16 protein-coding genes and 2 tRNA genes are annotated in these 20,477 nt (G+C 64.7%); 2 read left to right on the top strand and 16 right to left on the bottom strand.

The genetic code is table 11. The features are described from left to right. Window positions 1-5 precede the first annotated feature (5 nt). Window positions 6-1,565: a PepSY-associated TM helix domain-containing protein gene (locus AC1DKR_RS09540; RefSeq protein WP_346602360.1), complete on the top strand. Its 1,560-nt coding sequence runs from the start codon at window positions 6-8 to the stop codon at window positions 1,563-1,565. Between the two features lie 25 nt (window positions 1,566-1,590). On the opposite strand, the gene AC1DKR_RS09535 is transcribed toward AC1DKR_RS09540, so the two are convergent. Beyond that, window positions 1,591-1,983 carry a VOC family protein gene (locus AC1DKR_RS09535; protein WP_478032513.1) on the bottom strand — a complete coding sequence of 131 codons (393 nt, stop codon included), beginning with the start codon at window positions 1,981-1,983 and terminating at the stop codon, window positions 1,591-1,593. 103 nt (window positions 1,984-2,086) lie between these two features. Continuing rightward, window positions 2,087-3,277, bottom strand: a complete 1,191-nt coding sequence (locus tag AC1DKR_RS09530) for a glycoside hydrolase family 18 protein (protein ID WP_478032511.1) — start codon at window positions 3,275-3,277, stop codon at window positions 2,087-2,089. A 205-nt stretch (window positions 3,278-3,482) separates the two neighbouring features. Here AC1DKR_RS09530 and AC1DKR_RS09525 point away from each other — a divergent pair, with 205 nt between their 5' ends. After that, on the top strand, window positions 3,483-4,487 hold the full coding sequence (locus AC1DKR_RS09525) for a tetratricopeptide repeat protein (protein ID WP_478032509.1): 1,005 nt from the start codon (window positions 3,483-3,485) through the stop codon (window positions 4,485-4,487). A 109-nt stretch (window positions 4,488-4,596) separates the two neighbouring features. On the opposite strand, the gene pnp is transcribed toward AC1DKR_RS09525, so the two are convergent. From pnp to AC1DKR_RS09455, 14 genes are all read right to left on the bottom strand, one after another. Continuing rightward, complete coding sequence (gene pnp, locus AC1DKR_RS09520; RefSeq protein ID WP_025876239.1) at window positions 4,597-6,705, bottom strand: polyribonucleotide nucleotidyltransferase; 2,109 nt, start codon at window positions 6,703-6,705, stop codon at window positions 4,597-4,599. A 148-nt stretch (window positions 6,706-6,853) separates the two neighbouring features. Continuing rightward, window positions 6,854-7,114 (bottom strand): 30S ribosomal protein S15, encoded by a 261-nt coding sequence (gene rpsO / locus AC1DKR_RS09515; RefSeq protein ID WP_005410445.1) that lies wholly within the window; start codon window positions 7,112-7,114, stop codon window positions 6,854-6,856. A 178-nt stretch (window positions 7,115-7,292) separates the two neighbouring features. Next, the gene (truB, locus tag AC1DKR_RS09510; protein ID WP_312109954.1) at window positions 7,293-8,201 is read right to left on the bottom strand and encodes a tRNA pseudouridine(55) synthase TruB; all 909 of its coding nucleotides are present in this window, start codon (window positions 8,199-8,201) and stop codon (window positions 7,293-7,295) included. Between the two features lie 104 nt (window positions 8,202-8,305). After that, window positions 8,306-8,689, bottom strand: coding sequence for a 30S ribosome-binding factor RbfA (gene rbfA, locus AC1DKR_RS09505; protein WP_025876229.1), 384 nt, complete (start codon window positions 8,687-8,689; stop codon window positions 8,306-8,308). Between the two features lie 82 nt (window positions 8,690-8,771). Then, window positions 8,772-11,414, bottom strand: coding sequence for a translation initiation factor IF-2 (infB, locus tag AC1DKR_RS09500; protein WP_313250519.1), 2,643 nt, complete (start codon window positions 11,412-11,414; stop codon window positions 8,772-8,774). A 92-nt stretch (window positions 11,415-11,506) separates the two neighbouring features. Beyond that, window positions 11,507-13,018: a transcription termination factor NusA gene (gene nusA / locus AC1DKR_RS09495; RefSeq protein WP_099819062.1), complete on the bottom strand. Its 1,512-nt coding sequence runs from the start codon at window positions 13,016-13,018 to the stop codon at window positions 11,507-11,509. A gap of 4 nt (window positions 13,019-13,022) precedes the next feature. Further along, complete coding sequence (gene rimP, locus AC1DKR_RS09490; protein ID WP_025876223.1) at window positions 13,023-13,613, bottom strand: ribosome maturation factor RimP; 591 nt, start codon at window positions 13,611-13,613, stop codon at window positions 13,023-13,025. Window positions 13,614-13,969: 356 nt separating this feature from the next. Next, window positions 13,970-14,046: transfer RNA gene (locus AC1DKR_RS09485), tRNA-Met, on the bottom strand. Window positions 14,047-14,130: 84 nt separating this feature from the next. Further along, window positions 14,131-14,207, bottom strand: a tRNA-Met gene (locus tag AC1DKR_RS09480). Between the two features lie 127 nt (window positions 14,208-14,334). Beyond that, the gene (nuoN, locus tag AC1DKR_RS09475) at window positions 14,335-15,795 is read right to left on the bottom strand and encodes an NADH-quinone oxidoreductase subunit NuoN (RefSeq protein ID WP_312108565.1); all 1,461 of its coding nucleotides are present in this window, start codon (window positions 15,793-15,795) and stop codon (window positions 14,335-14,337) included. 15 nt (window positions 15,796-15,810) lie between these two features. Beyond that, a complete protein-coding gene (locus AC1DKR_RS09470; protein ID WP_312108567.1) occupies window positions 15,811-17,319 on the bottom strand; it encodes an NADH-quinone oxidoreductase subunit M in 1,509 nt (502 codons plus the stop codon). 23 nt (window positions 17,320-17,342) lie between these two features. Then, window positions 17,343-19,502, bottom strand: coding sequence for an NADH-quinone oxidoreductase subunit L (nuoL, locus tag AC1DKR_RS09465; protein WP_140226410.1), 2,160 nt, complete (start codon window positions 19,500-19,502; stop codon window positions 17,343-17,345). 7 nt (window positions 19,503-19,509) lie between these two features. After that, window positions 19,510-19,821: an NADH-quinone oxidoreductase subunit NuoK gene (gene nuoK / locus AC1DKR_RS09460; protein ID WP_032951897.1), complete on the bottom strand. Its 312-nt coding sequence runs from the start codon at window positions 19,819-19,821 to the stop codon at window positions 19,510-19,512. After that, window positions 19,818-20,477 carry an NADH-quinone oxidoreductase subunit J gene (locus AC1DKR_RS09455; RefSeq protein WP_478032501.1) on the bottom strand — a complete coding sequence of 220 codons (660 nt, stop codon included), beginning with the start codon at window positions 20,475-20,477 and terminating at the stop codon, window positions 19,818-19,820. Before AC1DKR_RS09455 ends, nuoK begins: the two co-directional genes overlap by 4 nt.

Genomic DNA, 20,477 nt, shown 5'->3' with positions numbered 1-20,477 from the left:
ACCGCATGAAATTCAGTTCACAGACCTTGCGCACGTTCACCACCCTGCACACCTGGGTCGGCCTGGTCGCCGGCTTCGGGCTGTTCGTGGCGTTCTATGCCGGCGCACTGACCCTGTTCCACCACGACCTCCCGCTGTGGCAGACGCCTGGCGCGGCAACCGCATTGCCGGCCGGCCTGGATGACGCCCAGTACCTGCTCGACGATGTACTGGCCACGCATGCGGAAGCGCGTCGCCACGTCGGCATGACCTTCCCGGGCGCCGATCATCCGCAACCGCTGGCCTACTGGCAGGCCGAAGATGGCAGCTGGCGCTATGCATGGCCGGGTCAGACCGGCGGCAGTCCGACGCCACCGCAGACCGGGCTGGCCGAACTGGTCAACGAACTGCATTACAGCCTGGGCCTGCCGGTGGCCGGGATCTACGTGATGGGCATCGTCAGCCTGCTGTACGGCATGGCCCTGCTCAGCGGGCTGGTGATCCACCTGCCCAAGCTGCTGGGCGATCTGTTCGCGCTGCGCCCGGGCCGCAATCTCAAGCAGCAGTGGCAGGACGCGCACAACGTGATCGGCGTGCTCAGCCTGCCGTTCCACCTGATGTTCGCGGTGACCGGCGCCCTGCTCTGCCTGGTGTTCATGCAGATGGCCGTACTCGATCCCCTGATCTACGACGGCAAGGCGCTGCAGGCGGTACCGACGGCGATGGACACCGCGCCGCTGCGCGAAGCCAGTGGCATCCCTGCGGCACCGGGCAGCCTGCGCGAACTGCACGCACGGGCGCTGGAAGTGGCCCGCGCGCAGGGTGTGGCAAATTTCGAACCGGCCTACCTGAAACTGGCCAATGGCGGTGATGCCAACGCGACCATCGAAATCACCGGCGAGGCCAGCGGTACGCTTGGCCCGCTCGGCGCTGTCGCGCTGGATGTCGAAAGCGGCCGCGTGCTGGCCAGCCAGCTGCCCGGCCAGCGCGATGCCAATCACGCCACGCTCAGTGCCGCCTACGCCCTGCATTTCGGCGAGTTCGGCAACGGCGTGGTGGTCTGGCTGTACTTCCTGCTGGGCCTCGGCGGCGCCTTCCTGTTCTATTCGGGCAACCTGCTGTGGATCGAGTCGCGTCGCAAGCGCCGTCAGCCGCAGCAGTCGCGCGCGGCCGTCAACATGGCGCGGGCCACGGTGGGCGTCTGCATCGGTCTGTGCGTGGCGATCTCGGTGGCCTTCGTGGCCGCGCTGGTGCTGGAGCGGGTAGCGCCTGCCCAGGTCGACCACGGCATCCGCTGGGCCTGCTTCGTGACCTGGGCGGCGTGTGCGCTGTGGGCAGCCCTGCGCCGCCCGGCACAGGCGGCGCGCGAACTGCTGTGGGCTGCGGCGATCAGCACCGCGCTGGTGCCGGTGGCGCACGGCGCCCTCAACGGTGACTGGCTGTGGTTGGCCGCCGCACGCGGCCACTGGCCGTTGTTCTGGATCGATGCGATGGCACTGGCGATGGCCTTTGGCTTTGCCCGGCTGGCGTATGCGAGCCAGCGGCGGGCCCGCAACGGTGACCCCAACAGCGTGTGGGCGAACTGACCAAGCCCGCTCGCAGCACGCGGGTTTACATGGCTTCCACGTAGCGGGCCACTTCGATCGGATTCCCATCCGGATCACGGAAGTACACCGACTCGATTGGCCCAAGCGCTCCGGTACGCGGCACCGGTCCTTCTTCAATCGTTACCTGCTGGGCCTGCAGGTGGGCCAGCACCGCCTGTACGCCCAGCGGGGTGATCAGGCACAGATCGGCGCTGCCTCGGGTCGGCAGCAGCGCGTGGGGCTGCAACGGCGCGCTGGCCGGGTGCAGGTTGATCTTCTGCTGGCCGAACTGCAGGGCGACGCGGCCGGCGCCGAAGCGCACGACCTGCATGCCCAGCACGCGCTGGTAAAAGTCGCAGCTGCGCTCGATGTCGGCAACGGTAAGCACCAGATGGTCCAGGCGGTCGATGATGATCATGCACGCAGCTTAGCGCTGCGTGCATGGCGCCGATGTGCGGTTTCCGGCCACAGCGTTTGCCCGTCACCGCCGGACCGGCCCCTGGCAGGAAATGTTGAACCGGTCAGTCGCCGACGCGGGCCTTCTGCCATGGAGCGAGCATGGCGTTGAGCAGGCTGGCCTGCTCATCGTCACCGGTCAGCTCCCACATGAAGACACCGGCCAGGCCCTGCTCGCGCGCGAACTGCGCACGCAGGCCGATGGAGCGCGGATCCTCGTAGCTGATGAAGATCTTCTGCGCCGGGTTGTACAGCCACGGGCTCTGCGCCTGCGGTTGCCAATGCTTCGTCCAACCCGGCTGGTCGAGATAGCGCGCCTTGATCACCCGCCAGTCACCGGCATCGGCCGGCGCGCTGTAGGCCTGGTACAGGCCGTCCGCCGACTCGCCGGTGACCTTGAAGCCGCGCCCGTAGAACGGCACGCCCAGCACCAGCTTGCCCGCCGGCACGCCATGCTCGCGGTAGTACTGCACGGCACCGGCCACGTTGTTCCAGCGCCGCAGCTCCGGCGCCAGCGGGTCGGCTGGCACTTCATGCAGGGGGGCATTGAAGGTCGACACCGACGAGAAGCCGGTGCCCATGTCGTAGCTCATCAGGTTGATGAAATCGAACACCTTGGCCAACGCGGGCAGATCGTAGCTGGCGGCGGGGTCGTACGGCCCATCGGTCTGCAGACGGCCAGCGGCCAGCGCGGCGGTCAGCAGCATCGGCTGCCCCGCCTTTCTGCCGCGGGCATCCAGCGCCAGCCGGAAGGCCTGCGCAAGCTTGGTCAGGTTGGCACGGTCCTGCGGGCGGTGCTCCAGCTCCTTCGGGCCACCGCTGACCGGGAACTCCCAGTCGATGTCCACGCCATCGAAGCTGCCGGCATGACGCTCGAAGAACAACGCCATGCACGAATCAACCAGGCGCCTGCGGCTGGCATCGGTCAGCGCAGCGTCGGAGAATCCGCCCGCGCCCCAGCCCCCGATCGAAATCAACGTGCGCAGATGCGGATGCCTGCGCTTGAGCTCGGCCAACGCGGCGAAGTTGGCTGGCGCCTCGGCACCGATCGCACAGCGTCCGTCTTCGATGGTGGAAAACGCATAGAACAGATGAGTGAGTCGTTCGGCCGGGATGCTCGATACCGGATAGCGCTCGGCAGAACCGCCGGGATAGTACGCACCGAAGATCGGCGGTTGCGCTGGCGCTGCCTGCGCTGCGATGGGCAGGGCACTGGCGATCAGCACTGCAAGTACGGCCATGGTCTGGCGGAACATGGAAACTCCCGGGTCGAAGGCGCAGCCACGTTAGCAAACAGATCGGCCCGTGGTGCGGATGTCCGTGCATGTCGTCCGCTGGACAGTGGTGTGCCGCTGGAAGCTGACACGGTCGTGGCTGCACAACGTCGAAAGCACTTCGCTGCAGGACAACACACGACCCGCCTGAGCTAAGGTGGCGCTGGATCTTCACTGGCACACGGACATGACCGCAGACCACGACGCAGACGGCGAACTGCTGGACGACGAAACCCTCGAAAGGCTGCAGGCGCTGGAGGCCCGCGCCTATGCGGCCTTTGATGCGGGCGACCTTGCTGACGCAGCAATCCTGTTCGGCCAGCTCGTCGAATGGACACCCGACATCCCCCACCTGCACTACATGCGCGGGCTGGCACACAAGTACCTGCGCGAGTGGGCGTTGTCGCTGCAGGACAACCTCCGCTCCGAGCAGCTGCGCGATGAAGTCGATGAGGCGACCGCGTGGAATGCGGGAATTGCCGCCACCGGCGCCGGCGACTGGGCCGAGGCACGCCGGCAATGGACCCGCTGCGGCATCACCCTCCCCGAGGGCGAAGGCCCGATCAACGGCAATTTCGGCGTTGCCTGTGTTCGCCTGAATCCGTGGTCCAGCGGCGAGACCGTGTACATGCGCCGGCTCGATCCGGTGCGCGCGCGGCTGGAAAACGTGCCGCTTGCGGAGAGCGGGTTCCGCTTCGGCGACATCGTGCTGCACGACGGTGCCTCCACCGGGCGCCGGACCTACGGCGAGCGCGAAGTACCGGTGTTCAATGCCATGCAGCGCCTGCAGCAGTCGGACATGGCGACCCATGCCGTGTTCGTGCAGTGCGAAGGGCCGGAGGACATTGCCGCGCTGCGCGCAATGACGTTGCCCGGCATCGGCCTGGTCGAAGACTGGACCCATTCGGTACGTCACCTGTGCCTGCGCTGCAGCTATGGCACACCGCACCAGCATGATGACGACCACAGCGATGGCGAAACCCGTGATGATGATCACTGGGAGAGCGAACGCAACCTCGGCATCGCCGCGCAGGGCCGCGCTGCAGTGGAGAAGCTGATGGCGGTATGGACAGCAGCAGGCAGTGGGCGCGTGCTGGAGGCGATTGAACAACGCGAGCATCCACTTCCGGACCCGGAGCCCGGCCAGGTCTGGTGGCTGGGACAAGACGAAGCAGAGGAACAGTCGTCGTAGCGTCGTGCCTGGCGGGTGTTGCAGGCAAAGAAAAAGCGGGCCGAAGCCCGCTTTTTCATTTTGGCGTGTCAACCAAGGGTGACACCTACCGCAATCGACCTGCGGTCGATTACTCGGCGGTGGCGCCTTCGCCTTCCTCGACGGCCTTCATCGACAGGCGGATACGGCCCTGCTTGTCGACTTCCAGCACCTTGACCTTGACCACATCGCCTTCCTTCAGCACGTCGCCGACCTTCTCGACGCGGTCGCTGGAGATCTGCGACACGTGGACCAGGCCGTCCTTGCCCGGCAGGATGGTGACGAATGCACCGAAGTCCATGATCTTGGCGACCTTGCCTTCGTAGATGCGGCCCGGCTCGACGTCCGAGGTGATCTGCTCGATGCGGGCCTTGGCGGCCTGGGCAGCGATGGCATTGACCGAAGCGATGACGATGGTGCCGTCATCCTGGATGTCGATCTGGGTGCCGGTTTCCTTGGTGATGGCCTGGATGGTCGAACCACCCTTGCCGATCACTTCGCGGATCTTGTCCGGGTGGATCTTGATGGTCAGCAGGCGCGGCGCGTAGTCCGACAGCTCCTCACGCGGGGCGGTCAGGCCGTGGGCCATTTCGCCCAGGATGTGCAGACGGCCAGCCTTGGCCTGCTGCAGAGCCTGCTTCATGATCTCTTCGGTGATGCCTTCGATCTTGATGTCCATCTGCAGGGCGGAGATGCCCTCAGCGGTACCGGCAACCTTGAAGTCCATGTCGCCCAGGTGATCTTCGTCACCCAGGATGTCGGACAGGACGACGAAGCGATCGCCTTCCTTGACCAGGCCCATGGCGATACCCGCCACCGGAGCCTTCACCGGCACGCCGGCGTCCATCAGGGCCAGCGACGAGCCGCAGACCGACGCCATCGACGAGGAACCGTTCGACTCGGTGATTTCCGAGACGACGCGGATGGTGTACGGGAAGGATTCCAGCGACGGCATCACTGCCAGCACGCCGCGCTTGGCCAGACGGCCGTGGCCGATCTCGCGACGCTTCGGGCCCATCATGCGGCCGGTTTCACCCACCGAGTAGGGGGGGAAGTTGTAATGGAACAGGAAGTTCTCTTTGTACTCACCGGAGACGGCATCGATGACCTGGCCATCACGGGCGGTGCCCAGGGTGATGGTCACGATGGCCTGCGTTTCACCGCGGGTGAACAGCGAGGAGCCGTGGGTACGCGGCAGGATGCCGGTCTTCACTGCGATCGGGCGGACGGTGTCCAGCGCACGGCCGTCGATGCGGACCTTGGTGTCGAGCACCGAGTTGCGCATGGTGCTGTATTCCAGCTCGCCGAATTCCTTCGACAGCTCGGCCGGGTTCCAGCCTTCAGCGGCCACGCGGCCGGCCAGCGACTCGACCACGTCCTTCTTGATCGCCGAGATGGCGTCGCGGCGCTGCAGCTTGTCACGCACCTGGAAGGCTTCGCCCAGACGCGGGCCGATGGCTTCCTGCAGGGCGCTGATCAGCACGTCGTTCTTGGCCGGGGCGACCCAGGTCGACGGCTTGGTGCCGGCTTCCACGGTCAGCTCGTTGATCGCGTTGATGACCTTCTGCATTTCGCGGTGACCGAAGGTCACGGCGCCCAGCATCACGTCTTCGGACAGCAGCGCGGCTTCGGATTCCACCATCAGCACAGCGTTGGCGGTACCGGCAACGACCAGCTCCAGCTCCGAATCCTTCAGTTCGGTCACGGTCGGGTTGAGGATGTACTCACCGTTCTTGTAACCCACCTTGGCGGCGGCGATCGGCCCCTTGAACGGGGTGCCGGCCAGCGACAGCGCGGCCGAGGCACCGATCAGGGCCGGGATGTCACCGTCGATGTCCGGGTTCAGCGACATCACGGTGGCGATGATCTGGACTTCGTTCTTGTAGTCTTCCGGGAACAGCGGACGGATCGGACGATCGATCAGACGCGAGATCAGGGTTTCCTTCTCGGTCGCGCGGCCTTCGCGCTTGAAGAAGCCACCCGGGATACGGCCACCGGCGTAGAACTTCTCCTGGTAGTCACAGGTCAGGGGGAAGAAGTCCTGGCCCTCACGCGCGCTCTTGGCGGCAACGGCGGAGACCAGCAGCACGGTGTCGTCGAACTTGACGATGACGGCGCCACCGGCCTGGCGGGCGATTTCGCCGGTCTCAAGCGTGACGGTGTGCTTGCCGTACTGGAAGGTTTTGGTGATTTTTGCCACGGAGGGTGTCCTTGGGGATGCTGTCTGCGAATGGACCGAGGGCGACCCTTGCCGCCAACGGATGATCGGTCGTTCCGATCTGAAAAAGGTATTGCGGTGCTACAAAACAAAACCGCGGCGCATCGCTGCGCCGCGGGGGATTCGTTGCTTAGCGACGCAGGCCAAGCTTCTCGATCAGGGCCTTGTAACGCTCGACGTCCTTCTTCTTCAGGTAGTCGAGCAGGCTGCGGCGGCGGTTGACCATCTGCAGCAGACCACGGCGGCTGTGGTGATCCTTCTTGTGGGTCTTGAAGTGGCCGGTCAGCAGTTCGATGCGGGCGGTCAGCAGTGCAACCTGGACTTCCGGGGAGCCGGTATCAGCCGAGCTGCGCTTGTTGTCTTCAATGACCTTCTGGGTGTCGATCGACATGTCTTTTTTTCTCTGTGATGCGTGGCCGGCAGGAACGCGCTTTCGCGCACCGCCTGGCTCGCCGTGAACCAACAAATGGATGAAACCCGCTTTCGGCAGGCTGCCGTAAAACGGCCGCGAAATTGTAACGGCCAGGGGGCTTTGGAACAAGGTCCGGGGCTGAACCGGGCTTCTTCGTTCAGAGGTTGAAGCGGCGCTGCGGGGCCAGCAGACCGCCATCATCGACCTGGCCCAGGCCCTGCACCGCCGATCCGGGACCAAACACGGCCACCAGGCCACGCGGCCAAGAGGGGTCGCGCTGGCGCTGGCCTACGCAGAAGCGCTGGACCTGCTCGGCGTCCAGGTCGACCCGGGGGTACTCGGACAGACCCGCCGCCAGCGGCAGCAGCAGCGCGTCCATGGCGGCCTCGTCCTGGGCTTCCACCAGGGCCCTCAGCTGCTCCAGAGTGACCATCGCCGGTTCGTGGAACGGTTCCACCCACAGGCGCCGCAGGGCGCTGATGTGTGCGCCACAGCCCAGCGTTTCACCAAGGTCACGGGCCAGACTGCGGATATAGGTGCCCGAGCCGCAGGTGACCCGCAGCCGCAGCCGCTCGGGTTGCTGCTCCAGAATCTCGATGGCGTGGACCTTGACCTGACGCTCGGGCGCCTCGATGGCGTCGCCACGGCGGGCCTTCACGTACAGCGGCTCCCCGCCCTGCTTGAGCGCGGAATAGATCGGCGCACGCTGCAGGATGTCGCCAAGCAGCGGCGCGATCGCCGCCTGCAGGGCCTCGGCGCTGATCACGGGCACCGGCCGCTCGAGCAGCACCTGGCCCTCGGCGTCGTCGGTATCGGTGGTCTGGCCCAGCACGATCTCGGCGTCGTAGGCCTTGGCCGAGCCCAGCAGCAGGCCGGCGATCTTGGTGGCCTCGCCGAAGCACAGCGGCAACAGGCCCGTGGCCAACGGGTCAAGGCTGCCGGTGTGGCCACCCTTCTCCGCACGGAACAGGCGACGGGCGACCTGCAGCGCGGCGTTGGAGCTCATGCCGGTCGGCTTGTCGAGCAGCAGGATGCCATCCAGGCGGCGGAACTGAATTCGGGTCATGACAGGATTTGGTAGAGCCGAGCCATGCTCGGCTGCCGCAGCGCGGCCCGCATGGGCTTCGCGTTGCCGGAATGGAAAGACGCCGGGCATGGCCCGGCGCTACCTTATTCTTCGTCGCCTTCGCGACGCTTTTCGGCGGCCACGGTATCGGGCAGGTCGCGCAACAGGTTGTCGATGCGCTCGCCACGATCGACCGAGTCGTCGTAGTGGAAATGCAGCTCCGGCACGTGCCGCAGCTTCATCGCGCGCGCCAGCTCCATGCGCAGGCCCCAGGCCAGTTCCTTCAGGCCCTTCACGGCTTCAACCGAACGTTCCGGCATCAGCGCGGTGACGAACACCTTGGCGTGGGCCATGTCGCGGGTGATTTCCACGTCGGACACGCTCACCGAGGGCAACCCGTGCTCACGCACGGCGTTGTGCACCAGGGTGCCGAGTTCACGGCGCAGCTGGGCGGAGACACGGTCGGTTCGATGGAAAGTCTTGGGCACGCGGCAGGCTCTTGTTGGGTTTCGTTGTTGCAGTCTACGGGTTGAAACAGGACCGGCCCGTGAGGGCCGGTCCGTTGCAGCATTACAGGGTGCGCGGCACTTCGATACGCTCGAAGCACTCGATCTGGTCACCGGGCTTGACGTCGTTGTAGGCCTTCACCGCGATACCGCATTCGGTACCGTTGCGGACTTCCTCGACGTTTTCCTTGAAGCGGCGCAGCGATTCCAGCTCGCCTTCGAAGATCACCACGCTGTCGCGCAGGACGCGGATCGGCTTGTTGCGCTTGACCACACCCTCGATGACCATGCTGCCGGCGACGGCACCCAGCTTGGAGCTGCGGAAGACGTCGCGGACCTCGGCGATACCGATGATCTCTTCGCGGATCTCCACGCCCAGCAGACCGGAGGCCACCTGCTTCACCTGATCGATCACGTCATAGATGATCGAGAAGTAACGCAGGTCCACGCCGTTGGATTCGATGATGCGACGGGCCGAAGCATCCGCACGCACGTTGAAGCCGATGACGGTGGCCTTCGAAGCGGCGGCCGAATTGGCGTCCGACTCGGTGATGCCGCCCACGCCGGAGTGGATCACGTTGATGCGGATGTCGTCATTGGACAGCGCCACCAGCGCCTGGCTCAACGCCTGCACCGAACCCTGCACGTCGGCCTTGATGACCAGGTTGAGGACCTGCTGGCCCTCGCCCTTGCCCAGGGTCGCCATGATGTCTTCCATGCGGCTGCCAGCGGTGGCGACCAGGCGCGACTCGCGGCGCTTGGTCTCACGCTGCTGGGCAACGTCCTTGGCCAGACGCTCGTCGTCGACGACGACGAAGTCGTCACCGGCTTCCGGCACGCCGGACAGGCCCAGGACCTGCACCGGAATGGACGGTCCAGCGAACTCCGGCTGCTTGCCGGTTTCGTCGAACAGCGCACGCACGCGGCCGTACTGGATACCGCACACCAGGTAATCGCCCTTCTTCAGGCGGCCCTGCTGCACCAGCACCGTGGCGATCGGGCCACGCCCCTTGTCCAGCGAGGATTCGATGACCACGCCGTTGGCACGACCCTCGTCGACCGCCTTCAGTTCCAGCAGTTCAGCCTGGACCGAAACAGCTTCCAGCAGATCGTCGATGCCCAGGCCGGTCTTGGCCGAGATCTCCACCATCTGGGTGTCGCCACCGAAGTCTTCGGCCACGACCTGCTCGGAGAGCAGCTCGTTCTTGACCCGCATCGGGTCGGCACCGGACTTGTCGATCTTGTTGATCGCCACGATCAGCGGCACACCCGCCGAACGGGCGTGCTGGATCGCTTCCTTGGTCTGCGGCATGACGCCGTCATCGGCAGCCACGACCAGCACCACGATATCGGTCAGCTTGGCACCGCGGGCACGCATCGAGGTGAACGCGGCGTGGCCCGGGGTATCCAGGAAGCTGATGACGCCCTTCGGCGTTTCAACATGGTACGCACCGATGTGCTGGGTGATGCCGCCGGCTTCGCCGGTGGCGACCTTGGTGCGACGGATGTAATCCAGCAGCGAGGTCTTGCCGTGGTCGACGTGGCCCATGATGGTGACCACCGGCGGACGCTGCACGGCCTCGCCCTTGTTCTCACCCGCCGATGCCAACAGCGCGTCTTCGGCGTCGTTGTCGCTGGCGCGGATCGCCTTGTGACCCAGTTCTTCGGTGACCAGTGCGGCAGTGTCGTGATCGATGGACTGGGTGATGGTGGCCATCACGCCCATCTTGAACAGCGCCTTCACCACCTCGCCGCCCTTCAGCGCGAGCTTCTGCGCCAGGTCGGCCACGGTGATGGTGTCGCCGATCGCCACTTCACGCACGACCGGTGCGGTCGGACGTTCGAAGGCGTGCGGGCCGGAGTTGCCACCGCCGCGCGACATGTCGCGACGGCCGGACGTCGGACGGCTGCCCGGGCGACCACGGTTGTTGCTGTTGTTGCTGTTGCCACGGCGCGCACGATCGGCGGCGGACAAGTGCATCTGACCGGCAAAGCGATCACCCGGGCCACGCTCGTTGCGCGGCGCGTTGCGATTGTTGCGGTCGTCGCTGCGCGGCGGCGCACTACGCGGAGCAGCCGGGGCTGCAGCCGGAGCGCGCGGCGGGCGCGGCGCGGTTTCGTCGATCGGTGCGCGCACCTTCGGCTGGCTGGCAGCCAACGCCTCGGCAGCCTTGGCGGCGACCGCAGCTTCCTCGGCCGCCTTCTTCTCAGCCTCGGCACGCTCCTTGGCAGCGACCTCTTCCTCGCGCTTGCGGACGATTTCCTCGTCACGCAGGCGGTCCTTCTCGGCCAGTGCTTGCTGCTCGGCGAGGTTGCGTGCGCGCGACTCTTCCAGCTTGCGCAGGATGTCGGCACGCTCTTCGTCCGGGGTCATCGCGCGACCACCATCGGCCTTGACGTAGGTGCGCTTCTGGCGCACTTCCACGTTCACGGTTGTCTTGCTGCGACCGGAATTGACCGTCACTTCCTGCTGCTTGCGACGGTTGAGGGTGATCTTCTTGGCAGACTGATCAGTCTCTTCCGGGGCCTGCTCGGGCTTGCCATGCGAGCGACGTAGGAAGCCCAGGAGCTTCACTTTCTCGGAGCTGGTCACGACCTGGTCGGGACCGCTGAACTTCATGCCGGCACCAGCCAGCTGTTCCAGCAGTTTTTCGACCGGTGTATTGACCAGTTCAGCAAGCTTGCGGATGGTGGTTTGCTGCGACATTCGGATCCTATGATCTTGTGGGCGCCCCCCCGCATCTGGAGGTGGCGCGGATTCTACGCCCTGATCGGCTCAGGGCCCTGTTCATTGCCGGCTCATTCGCCGCGTTCCAGTCGGGCGATTTCCTCGGCACGCGCGGCCAGGATCAGCGCCGCGGCGCGCTCCTGGTCCAGCCCTTCGATGCCGAAGTCCATGACCTCGTCGGCGGCCAGGTCGGACAAGTCCTCGCTGGTACGCACGCCGTGGCCGGCCAACGCATATGCGGTGGCTTCGTCCATGCCCTTCAGGGACAGCAGGTCCTGCGCCGGCTGGCCGTCCTCCAGGCCTTCCTCGACTGCCAGGGCCTCATTGAGCAGCGCATCGCGGGCACGTGCGCGCAGCTCTTCGACGATGTCTTCGTCGAAACCTTCCACGGCCAGCAGTTCGCCGACCGGTACATATGCAATTTCCTCGACCGTGCCGAAGCCTTCGCTGACCAGGATGCCAGCGATTTCCTCGTCCACTTCCAGCTTGTCCATGAACAGCTGGCGGGCAGAAGCCTGCTCGGCCTCCGACTTGGCGGTCACCTGGTCCTGGGTCATAACGTTCAGCTGCCAACCGGTCAGGCGGCTGGCCAGGCGCACGTTCTGGCCGCCCTTGCCGATTGCCTGGGCCAGACGGTCTTCAGCAACGGCCAGGTCCATCGAATGCTTGTCTTCATCGACGATGATCGACTGCACTTCGGCCGGTGCCATCGCGTTGATGACGAAGTTGGCCGGGTTCTCGTTCCACAGGACGATGTCCACGCGCTCGCCATTGAGCTCGTTGGACACGGCCTGCACGCGCGAACCACGCATGCCGATGCAGGCGCCGATCGGATCGGTGCGGGCATCGTGGGCGAGCACGGCGATCTTGGCGCGGTCGCCCGGATCGCGGGCGCACGCCTTGATTTCCACCAGGCCCTGGCCAACTTCCGGCACTTCCAGCTTGAACAGCTCGATCATGAATTCCGGCGCGGCGCGGCTGATGAACAGCTGCGGGCCACGCGGCTCCGAACGCACTTCGGCCAGGTAACCGCGGACGCGGTCGCCGGCACGCAGGACATCACGCGGAATGCCCTTGTCCTTCGGAATGAAACCTTCGGCGTTGCCGCCAAGGTCGACATAGATATTGCCGCGCTCGGCGCGCTTGACCACACCAGTGATCAGCTCGCCCACACGGTCGGCCCACGCATCGACAACCTGCTGGCGCTCGGCTTCGCGCACGCGCTGCACGATCACCTGCTTGGCGGCCTGGGCGGCGATGCGACCGAAGTCGGGGTTCTCGATCTGCTCTTCGATGTAATCGCCGACGTCCACGCCTTCGGCTTCGTCGATGGCGTCCATCAGGCGGATCTGGCGATCCGGCGATTCCATCACTACGTCATCGGCCACCACTTCCCAGCGGCGGTAGGTTTCGTAGTTGCCGTCCTTGTGGTCGATGACCACGCGGGTCAGCACTTCCTCGTCGGGATAGCGCTTCTTCGCTGCCGAGGCCAGGGCGGCCTCGATGGCATCGAAGATCACTTCACGCGGCACGCCCTTCTCGTTGGCGACCGCGTCCACTACCAGCAACAGTTCCTTGCTCATTGGCTCACTCCGCGCGCGGCTTCTTTGCCGCCGGCTCGTTGGAAGAAGAATTCTTGTTCGGCTTCGGACGCTTCGGCGCCGGACCGGTCGGCTTGCTCGGGGCCAGCCCCAGCGCCACCCAGTCAGGCATGATCCGCGCCTTGTCGATGTTGTCGGCCGACACCACCAGTGCGGCGTTGTCGACGATGAAGGTGATGCTGCCCTGCGCCTCGTCGATCGCTTCGATGCGACCCTGCAGGCGACGGCGGTTTTCCTGCGGCAGCTTCAGGGTGACCTTGGCCGATTCGCCGAGGTGACGACCGAACTGCTCCAGGTTGAACAGCGGGCGATCCACGCCCGGCGAAGACACTTCCAGCGTGTAATTGCCGCTGATCGGGTCTTCGACGTCCATCTGTGCGGACACTTCGCGGCTTACCCGCTCACAGTCGTCCACATTGATGATGCGCTCCGGCTGTTCCGCCAGCGGCACGTCGATGTAAAGGCGAAGGGTCGCACCGCCGGGGGCCGGCAGATACTCAACGCCCAGCAGCTCCAGGCCCAGCGACACAACGGTCGGGGCGAGCAGATTCGCGATGTCGGTTGCCTTGTCGCTCACAGCCTGCCTTGATCTCTTGGTTGGGTGCCGGCCTTGGCCAGCATGGAAACATGACGCCCCGAAAACGACGAAGGGCCCGCTGGGCCCCTTTTCCGGAAAGACTCCGGTGACTGGATTCCGGTTGCAACGCGCTGAACAAGCGTGTTGCGGCCCTCCTTCCGGGTGGTTCTCCGATGGGGAGCGCCGCCGTCAGGGGTACTTCTAGGCCGCTGATGATAGCCCCTGCACCGCTCTGGTGCAAGGCTGCGGCCGTCCTGAAACCCTTCGCTGCGCTCGCCAGGCATGGCCCGGCGGATCGGCGGAAGCCGCAAAGAAAAACGCCCTCGAAGCAGAGCTTCGAAGGCGCATTCTTTACTTGGTAGCGGGGGCAGGATTTGAACCTGCGACCTTCGGGTTATGAGCCCGACGAGCTGCCAGACTGCTCCACCCCGCATCAGAAGCGGAATTATGAGGGATAACTTCAAAACCTGCAAGCTTTTCCTCATTCATCGAACTGGTTGGCGCCGATTCGATGTGTTGGTAGCGGGGGCAGGATTTGAACCTGCGACCTTCGGGTTATGAGCCCGACGAGCTGCCAGACTGCTCCACCCCGCACCGGAAGTGTTTGAACTGCTGCCCCACTCTGGAGAGGGGGCGCTCCGCAACGATGTTCTGGCTGAACCGCTGCAGTGACAACTCAAGCTGCGTATATTACACGAATCGCGCAGCTTTGTGTCAACTTTTATGCAAGATGCGCAAATGCCTGCTGGCACCAGACCATGATCGGGTTCCAGGCCAGGCCAAGCGCCAGCAGTGCCAGTGCGTTCACGCCCAGCACGACACCCAACACGCGGTCCTTGCTGCGCGGCATGGCCTCGCCCACCGGCTCATCGAAGTACATGACCTTGATGACGCGCAGGTAGTAGAAGCAACCGACCACGGCGCACAGCACGCCCAGGATCGCCAGCCACAGCAGGCCGCCGTTGATGGCTGCGCCGAGCACGGCCAGCTTGGTCCAGAAACCGAGGAACGGCGGGATGCCTGCCAGCGACGCCATGATGCACAGCACCAGGCCGGCCATCCACGGGTTGCGGGCGTTCAGGCCCTTGAAGTCCTCGATGTTCTCGGCCTCGAAACCGGCGCGCGACAGCGCGATGATCGCGCCGAAGGCCGCGGTCGACATGATCGCGTAGGCCAGGGCGTAGAACAGCGCGGCCGCATAGCCCTGCGAACCGCCGCCGGCGATGCCCATCAGCAGGAAGCCGATATGCGAGACCGTGGAGAACGCCAGCATGCGCTTGAGGTTGCTCTGCGCAATGGCCATCAGGTTGCCGATCACCAACGAGACCGCGGCCAGGCCGGCGATCAGCAGCTGCAGTTCGGTGGACAGCGGGCCCACGCCCATTTCCAGCAGGCGGTAGGCCATGCCGAAGGCGGCCAGCTTCGGTGCCGAGCTGATGAACAGCGCGATCGGAGCCGGAGCACCCTGGTACACGTCGGGCAGCCACATATGGAACGGTGCGGCACCCAGCTTGAAGGCAACACCGGCAATCATGAATACCGCGCCGGTGATCAGCAGCACGCGCTCTTCCGAGTGCGGGATGGCGGCCTGGATGGCGTCCAGGTGCAGGCTGCCGGTGGCGCCGTAGATCAGCGACATGCCGTACAGCAGCAGGCCAGAAGCCAGCGAGCCGAGGACGATATATTTCATCGCCGCTTCCGAGGCCAGGCCGCTTTCACGGTTGCTGGCGACCAGCGCGTAGGAGCACAGGGCCAGCAGTTCCAGGCCCAGGTACACCATCAGCAGGCTGCCGGCGGACACCAGGATCATCATGCCGGCGGTGCCGAACAGGATCAGCACAGGAATCTCACCCTGGAACAACTTGCGCTCGCGCAGGTAGCCCCAGCCGTAAATCAGGGTCAGGCCGCTGAGCAGCACGATCCCGGTCTTCATCACGTCCGCGGCGGTATCGCGCACGAACATGCCATGGAAGACCTCCCCCTGCCCGCCCACGCCGGTAGCCAGCATGAACAGCACCACGGCCAGTGCGGCGACCGAGAACAGGTGGGTGACGATCTTGTTCCGCTCGCTGACGAACAGGTCGAGGATCATCAGGGCGAAGGCGCTGCCGATCAGCACCAGCTCGGGAGCGAGCGGTGGCAGGTCAGCGGCGGTCAGTGGCAGCAGCGGCGAGGTGGTCATCATCAAATCCTGGAATTACAGCAGCTTGCTGGATGCGATCTGCATCGCCAGCTTTGCGATCGAGGGCTCCATCAGGTCGGTCAGCGGCTTGGGGTAGATGCCCAGGGCCAGTACGCCGATGGCGAACACGCCCAGCACCAGCCATTCGCGGCCGTTGATGTCCTTCAGTTCGGCGACGTGGCTGTTGGCCACCTCACCGAAGAAGATGCGCTTGTACAGCCACAGGGTGTAGGCCGCACCGATGATCAGGGTGGTGGCTGCGCCCAGGGCGATCCACGGGTTCCGCTGGAACGCCGACAGGATGACCATGAACTCACCGACGAAACCGCTGGTGCCCGGCAGGCCGGCGTTGGCCATGAAGAACAGCATGGCGAACGTGGCGAACCACGGCATCACGTTGACCACGCCGCCGTAATCGGCGATGCGGCGGCTGTGCATGCGGTCGTACAGCACGCCGACGCAGGAGAACATCGCGCCGGACACGAAGCCGTGCGAGATCATCTGCACCATGGCGCCCTGCAGGCCCAGGCGGGCCGCATCGACGTTGCCGGCTTCACGCACCAGCCACAGGGCGATGAAGGTACCCAGGGTGACGAAGCCCATGTGCGCGATCGACGAATAGGCGATCAGCTTCTTCATGTCGTCCTGCACCAGGGCGACCAGGCCGACGTAGATCACCGCGATCAGCGACAGCGCGATGACCAGCCATGCCCATTCCTGCGAGGCATCGGGGACGATCGGCAGGTTGAAGCGCAGGAAGCCGTAGCCACCGATCTTCAGTGCGATGGCGGCCAGGATCACCGAACCGGCGGTCGGCGCTTCCACGTGCGCGTCCGGCAGCCAGGTGTGCACCGGGAACATCGGCACCTTGACCGCGAAAGCGATCAGGAAGGCGAAGAAGATCCAGGTCTGCTCCTTGCCCGACAGCTGCAGTGCATAGAGGTCGGCCAGCTGGAAGCTGCCGCCCTTCATGTACAGGTAGATCAGCGCCACCAGCATCAGCACCGAGCCGAGGAAGGTGTACAGGAAGAACTTCAGCGCGGCGTAGATGCGGCGCGGGCCGCCCCAGACACCGATGATCAGGAACATCGGGATCAGCATCGCCTCGAAGAACACGTAGAACAGCATCGCGTCCGTGGCCGAGAAGATACCGACGGTGACACCTTCCAGGATCAGGAAGGCAGCCACGTACTGGTTCACGCGCTTGTCGATCGCGCTCCAGGCACCGATCAGGGCGAGCACGCTGACCAGTGTGGTCAGCAGGATCAGCGCTACGGCGATGCCGTCCACGCCCAGGTTGTAGCCGATGTTGTAGGTCGGGATCCAGGCGTGGGTCTCGACGAACTGCAGCGCGTCGATGCCCGGGTTGTAGCCGCCCAGCAGCGAGAGACTCGCAACGAAGGTCAGCACCGCGACGCCCAGCGACGCCCAACGGGCGGTCTGCGCATCACGGATCGCAAGGATCAGGGCACCGCCGAGGATCGGCAGCCAGATGAGGACACTGAGTAGAGGCCAGTTCGACACGTCTTCTTATTCCGTACAGGTCATCAACGCAGGTAATGCATCAGCACGCCCAGGAGGGCAATCAGGCCGATGATCATCGCGAAGGCGTAGTGATAGAGGAAACCGGATTGGGTACGGCGCAGCACGCTGGCTGCGACGTCCACAACACGTGCCGAGAGATTGACCACGCCGTCGACGATGTTGCTGTCGATCCAGCGCGAGACCTTGCCCAGCTTGACGCTGCCACCGGCAAAGCCATCGATCCACAGCTTGTCGAAGCCGTACTTGTTTTCCAGCACGGACACCACCGGGGCGAAGGTCTTGCGTGCCTTGCCCGACAGGTCCGGCTTCCACAGGTAGAACAACGCGGCCAGCAGGAAACCTGCCAGGGTCAGCCAGAACGGCGGCAGCATCATGCCGTGCAGCGCGAACGCCACCGGACCATGGAACTCTTCGCCCAGGAAGGCCACGGTGTTCTTGGCCGGATCGTAGAAATCGACGATGCCGGTGAAGAACGTGTTGACCTGGCCCTTGATCGCCGCATGGGCGTGGTGACCGGCCCAGTCGGTGCCATGCAGCATCGGACCGATGCTGAAGAAACCGATGGCGATGGACGGGATGGCCAGCAGGATCAGCGGCAGCGTCACCACCCACGGGGTTTCATGCGGCTCATGCGGACCGTGGCCATGACCGTGGTCGTCATGCGCATCAGCGTGGTGGGCGTCGGCAGCATGGTGATCGTCATGGCCATGACCATGGTCATCGTGCGCGTCGCGGAAGCGTTCCTTGCCGTGGAAGGTCAGGAACAGCAGGCGGAAGCTGTAGAAACTGGTCACCAGCACGCCACCCAGCACCGCCCAGTAGCCATAGGTGGCCACCCAGCTGTTCTGCATGTGAGCATGGATCTCGGCCGCCTCGATGATGGTGTCCTTCGAGTAGAAGCCGGAGAAGAACGGCGTACCGACCAGCGCCAGGGTACCGATCCACATGGTGATGAAGGTGATCGGCATGTACTTGCGCAGGCCGCCCATCTTGCGCATGTCCTGCTCGTGGTGCATCGCGATGATGACCGAGCCGGCACCCAGGAACAGCAGCGCCTTGAAGAAGGCGTGGGTCATCAGGTGGAACACGGCAGCAGAGTATGCCGACACACCCAGCGCCACGGTCATGTAACCCAGCTGGGACAGCGTGGAGTACGCGACGACGCGCTTGATGTCGTTCTGCACGATGCCGATCAGGCCGGTGAAGAACGCGGTGGTGGCACCGATGAACAGGATGAAGTTCAACGCGGTCTGCGACAGCTCGAACAACGGCGACATGCGGGTGACCATGAAGATACCGGCGGTCACCATCGTCGCGGCGTGGATCAGTGCCGAGATCGGGGTCGGGCCTTCCATCGAATCAGGCAGCCAGACGTGCAGCGGAACCTGGGCCGACTTGCCCATGGCACCGATGAACAGGCCGATGCAGATGACGGTGGCGATCGACCAGATCACCGGCTCGTTCAGCAGCTGCATGCCGAACATGGTGCCGTCCCAGATCTGCAGCTGTGCGCGCGGGTCGGCGAGCATGCCAGCCTGCGAGAACACCTGCGAGTAGTCCAGGGTACCGAACACCCACAGCACGCCGGCGATGCCCAGCAGGAAGCCGAAGTCACCGACGCGGTTGACCAGGAACGCCTTCATGTTGGCGAAGATCGCGGTCGGCCGCTTGAACCAGAAGCCGATCAGCAGGTACGACACCAGGCCCACTGCTTCCCAGCCGAAGAAAAGCTGCAGGAAGTTGTTGCTCATCACCAGGGTGAGCATCGAGAAGGTGAACAGCGAGATGTAGCTGAAGAACCGCTGGTAGCCCGGATCGTCCTGCATGTAGCCGATCGTGTAGATGTGGACCAGCAGGGACACGAAGGTCACCACCACCATCATCATCGCGGTCAGCTTGTCGACCATGAAACCGACGTGGGCCGAGTACTGGCCGACTTCGAAGAACGTGTACAGGTTCTGGTTGAAAGGCTGCGCCCCGCCCCACAACAGCTGGTAGAGCGTGTGCATCGACAGGCCGCAGGCAACCGCGACACCGAGGATCGTGATGGTCTGCGCACCGAAGCGCTTGACCTGGCGACCGAACAGGCCGGCGATGATGCTGCCGAACAGCGGTGCAAGCACCACTGCGATCAACAGACTCTTGGAGAGAGTGATTTCCATCTGTGGATCAGCCCTTCAACGAATCGACTTCGCCGACATTGATCGTTCGGCGTGTACGGAACAGGGTCACCAGGATCGCCAGGCCGATGGCGGCCTCGGCAGCAGCCACGGTCAGGATGAAGAACACGAACAGCTGGCCGGCCGTGTCCCCCAGTTCCCGCGAGAACCCGACGAAATTGATGTTGACCGACAGCAGCATCAACTCAATGGACATCAGCAGGACGATGATGTTCTTTCGGTTGAGGAAGATGCCGGCGAGGCTGATGCAGAACAGCACCGCGCCCAGCGCCAGGATGTGGCCCAGAGTGATCGAGATCATGCCTTGGTCTCCTCGTCGCCCGCGACCGGCTTGGTGTTGCTGTGGATCTGCGGCTGCTCGGCGTCCATCTTGACCACGCGCAGGCGGTCGTGCGCCTTGACCATGGTCTGCTGCGACGGGTTCTGCGTCTTCAGGCCTTCACGACGGCGCAGGGTCAGCATCACCGCGGCGACCACGGCCACGGTCAGGATGACGGCGGCGAACTCGAACGGCAGCAGGTACTCGGTGAACAGGCTGCGTGCCAGCCAGGTGACGTTGGAACTGTCGGCGGCGAGCGCGGCGGCGTTGTCGGCCGGGAACGGGTTGACCGTCCTGCCCTTCACGCCGATCAGGATCAGCATCTGCACCAGCATCGCCACGGCCACGATCAGGCCGACCGGCAGGTAGCGCACCCAGCCTTCACGCAGCTTGTCCGGATCGATGTCGAGCATCATCACCACGAACAGGAACAACACCATCACCGCACCAACGTAGACCAGTACCAGTGCCACGCCGAGGAACTCGGCGCCGACCAGCAGCCACACGCAGGCGATGGAGAAAAAGGTCAGCACCAGGCACAGGACAGCATGCACGGGGTTGCGCACGCTGATCACCGCAGCGGCCGAAACCGTTGCCGCGATGGCGAAGACCCAGAAAGCGATATTTACCCAATCCAT

This window comes from Stenotrophomonas sp. 01N47 (assembly GCF_056399165.1).
Note: the sequence above shows the minus strand (reverse complement) of the source record. Positions and strands in the feature narration are given on the sequence as shown.

What these genes read in the sequence shown, in the direction of transcription:
- AC1DKR_RS09540 (WP_346602360.1), top strand. Translation starts at nt 6, where the DNA reads ATGAAATTCAGTTCACAGACCTTGCGCACGTTCACCACCCTGCACACC.
- AC1DKR_RS09535 (WP_478032513.1), bottom strand. Translation starts at nt 1,983, where the DNA reads ATGATCATCATCGACCGCCTGGACCATCTGGTGCTTACCGTTGCCGAC.
- AC1DKR_RS09530 (WP_478032511.1), bottom strand. Translation starts at nt 3,277, where the DNA reads ATGTTCCGCCAGACCATGGCCGTACTTGCAGTGCTGATCGCCAGTGCC.
- AC1DKR_RS09525 (WP_478032509.1), top strand. Translation starts at nt 3,483, where the DNA reads ATGACCGCAGACCACGACGCAGACGGCGAACTGCTGGACGACGAAACC.
- rpsO (WP_005410445.1), bottom strand. Translation starts at nt 7,114, where the DNA reads ATGTCGATCGACACCCAGAAGGTCATTGAAGACAACAAGCGCAGCTCG.
- truB (WP_312109954.1), bottom strand. Translation starts at nt 8,201, where the DNA reads ATGACCCGAATTCAGTTCCGCCGCCTGGATGGCATCCTGCTGCTCGAC.
- infB (WP_313250519.1), bottom strand. Translation starts at nt 11,414, where the DNA reads ATGTCGCAGCAAACCACCATCCGCAAGCTTGCTGAACTGGTCAATACA.
- nusA (WP_099819062.1), bottom strand. Translation starts at nt 13,018, where the DNA reads ATGAGCAAGGAACTGTTGCTGGTAGTGGACGCGGTCGCCAACGAGAAG.
- nuoN (WP_312108565.1), bottom strand. Translation starts at nt 15,795, where the DNA reads ATGACCACCTCGCCGCTGCTGCCACTGACCGCCGCTGACCTGCCACCG.
- nuoL (WP_140226410.1), bottom strand. Translation starts at nt 19,502, where the DNA reads ATGGAAATCACTCTCTCCAAGAGTCTGTTGATCGCAGTGGTGCTTGCA.
- nuoK (WP_032951897.1), bottom strand. Translation starts at nt 19,821, where the DNA reads ATGATCTCGATCACTCTGGGCCACATCCTGGCGCTGGGCGCGGTGCTG.
- AC1DKR_RS09455 (WP_478032501.1), bottom strand. Translation starts at nt 20,477, where the DNA reads ATGGATTGGGTAAATATCGCTTTCTGGGTCTTCGCCATCGCGGCAACG.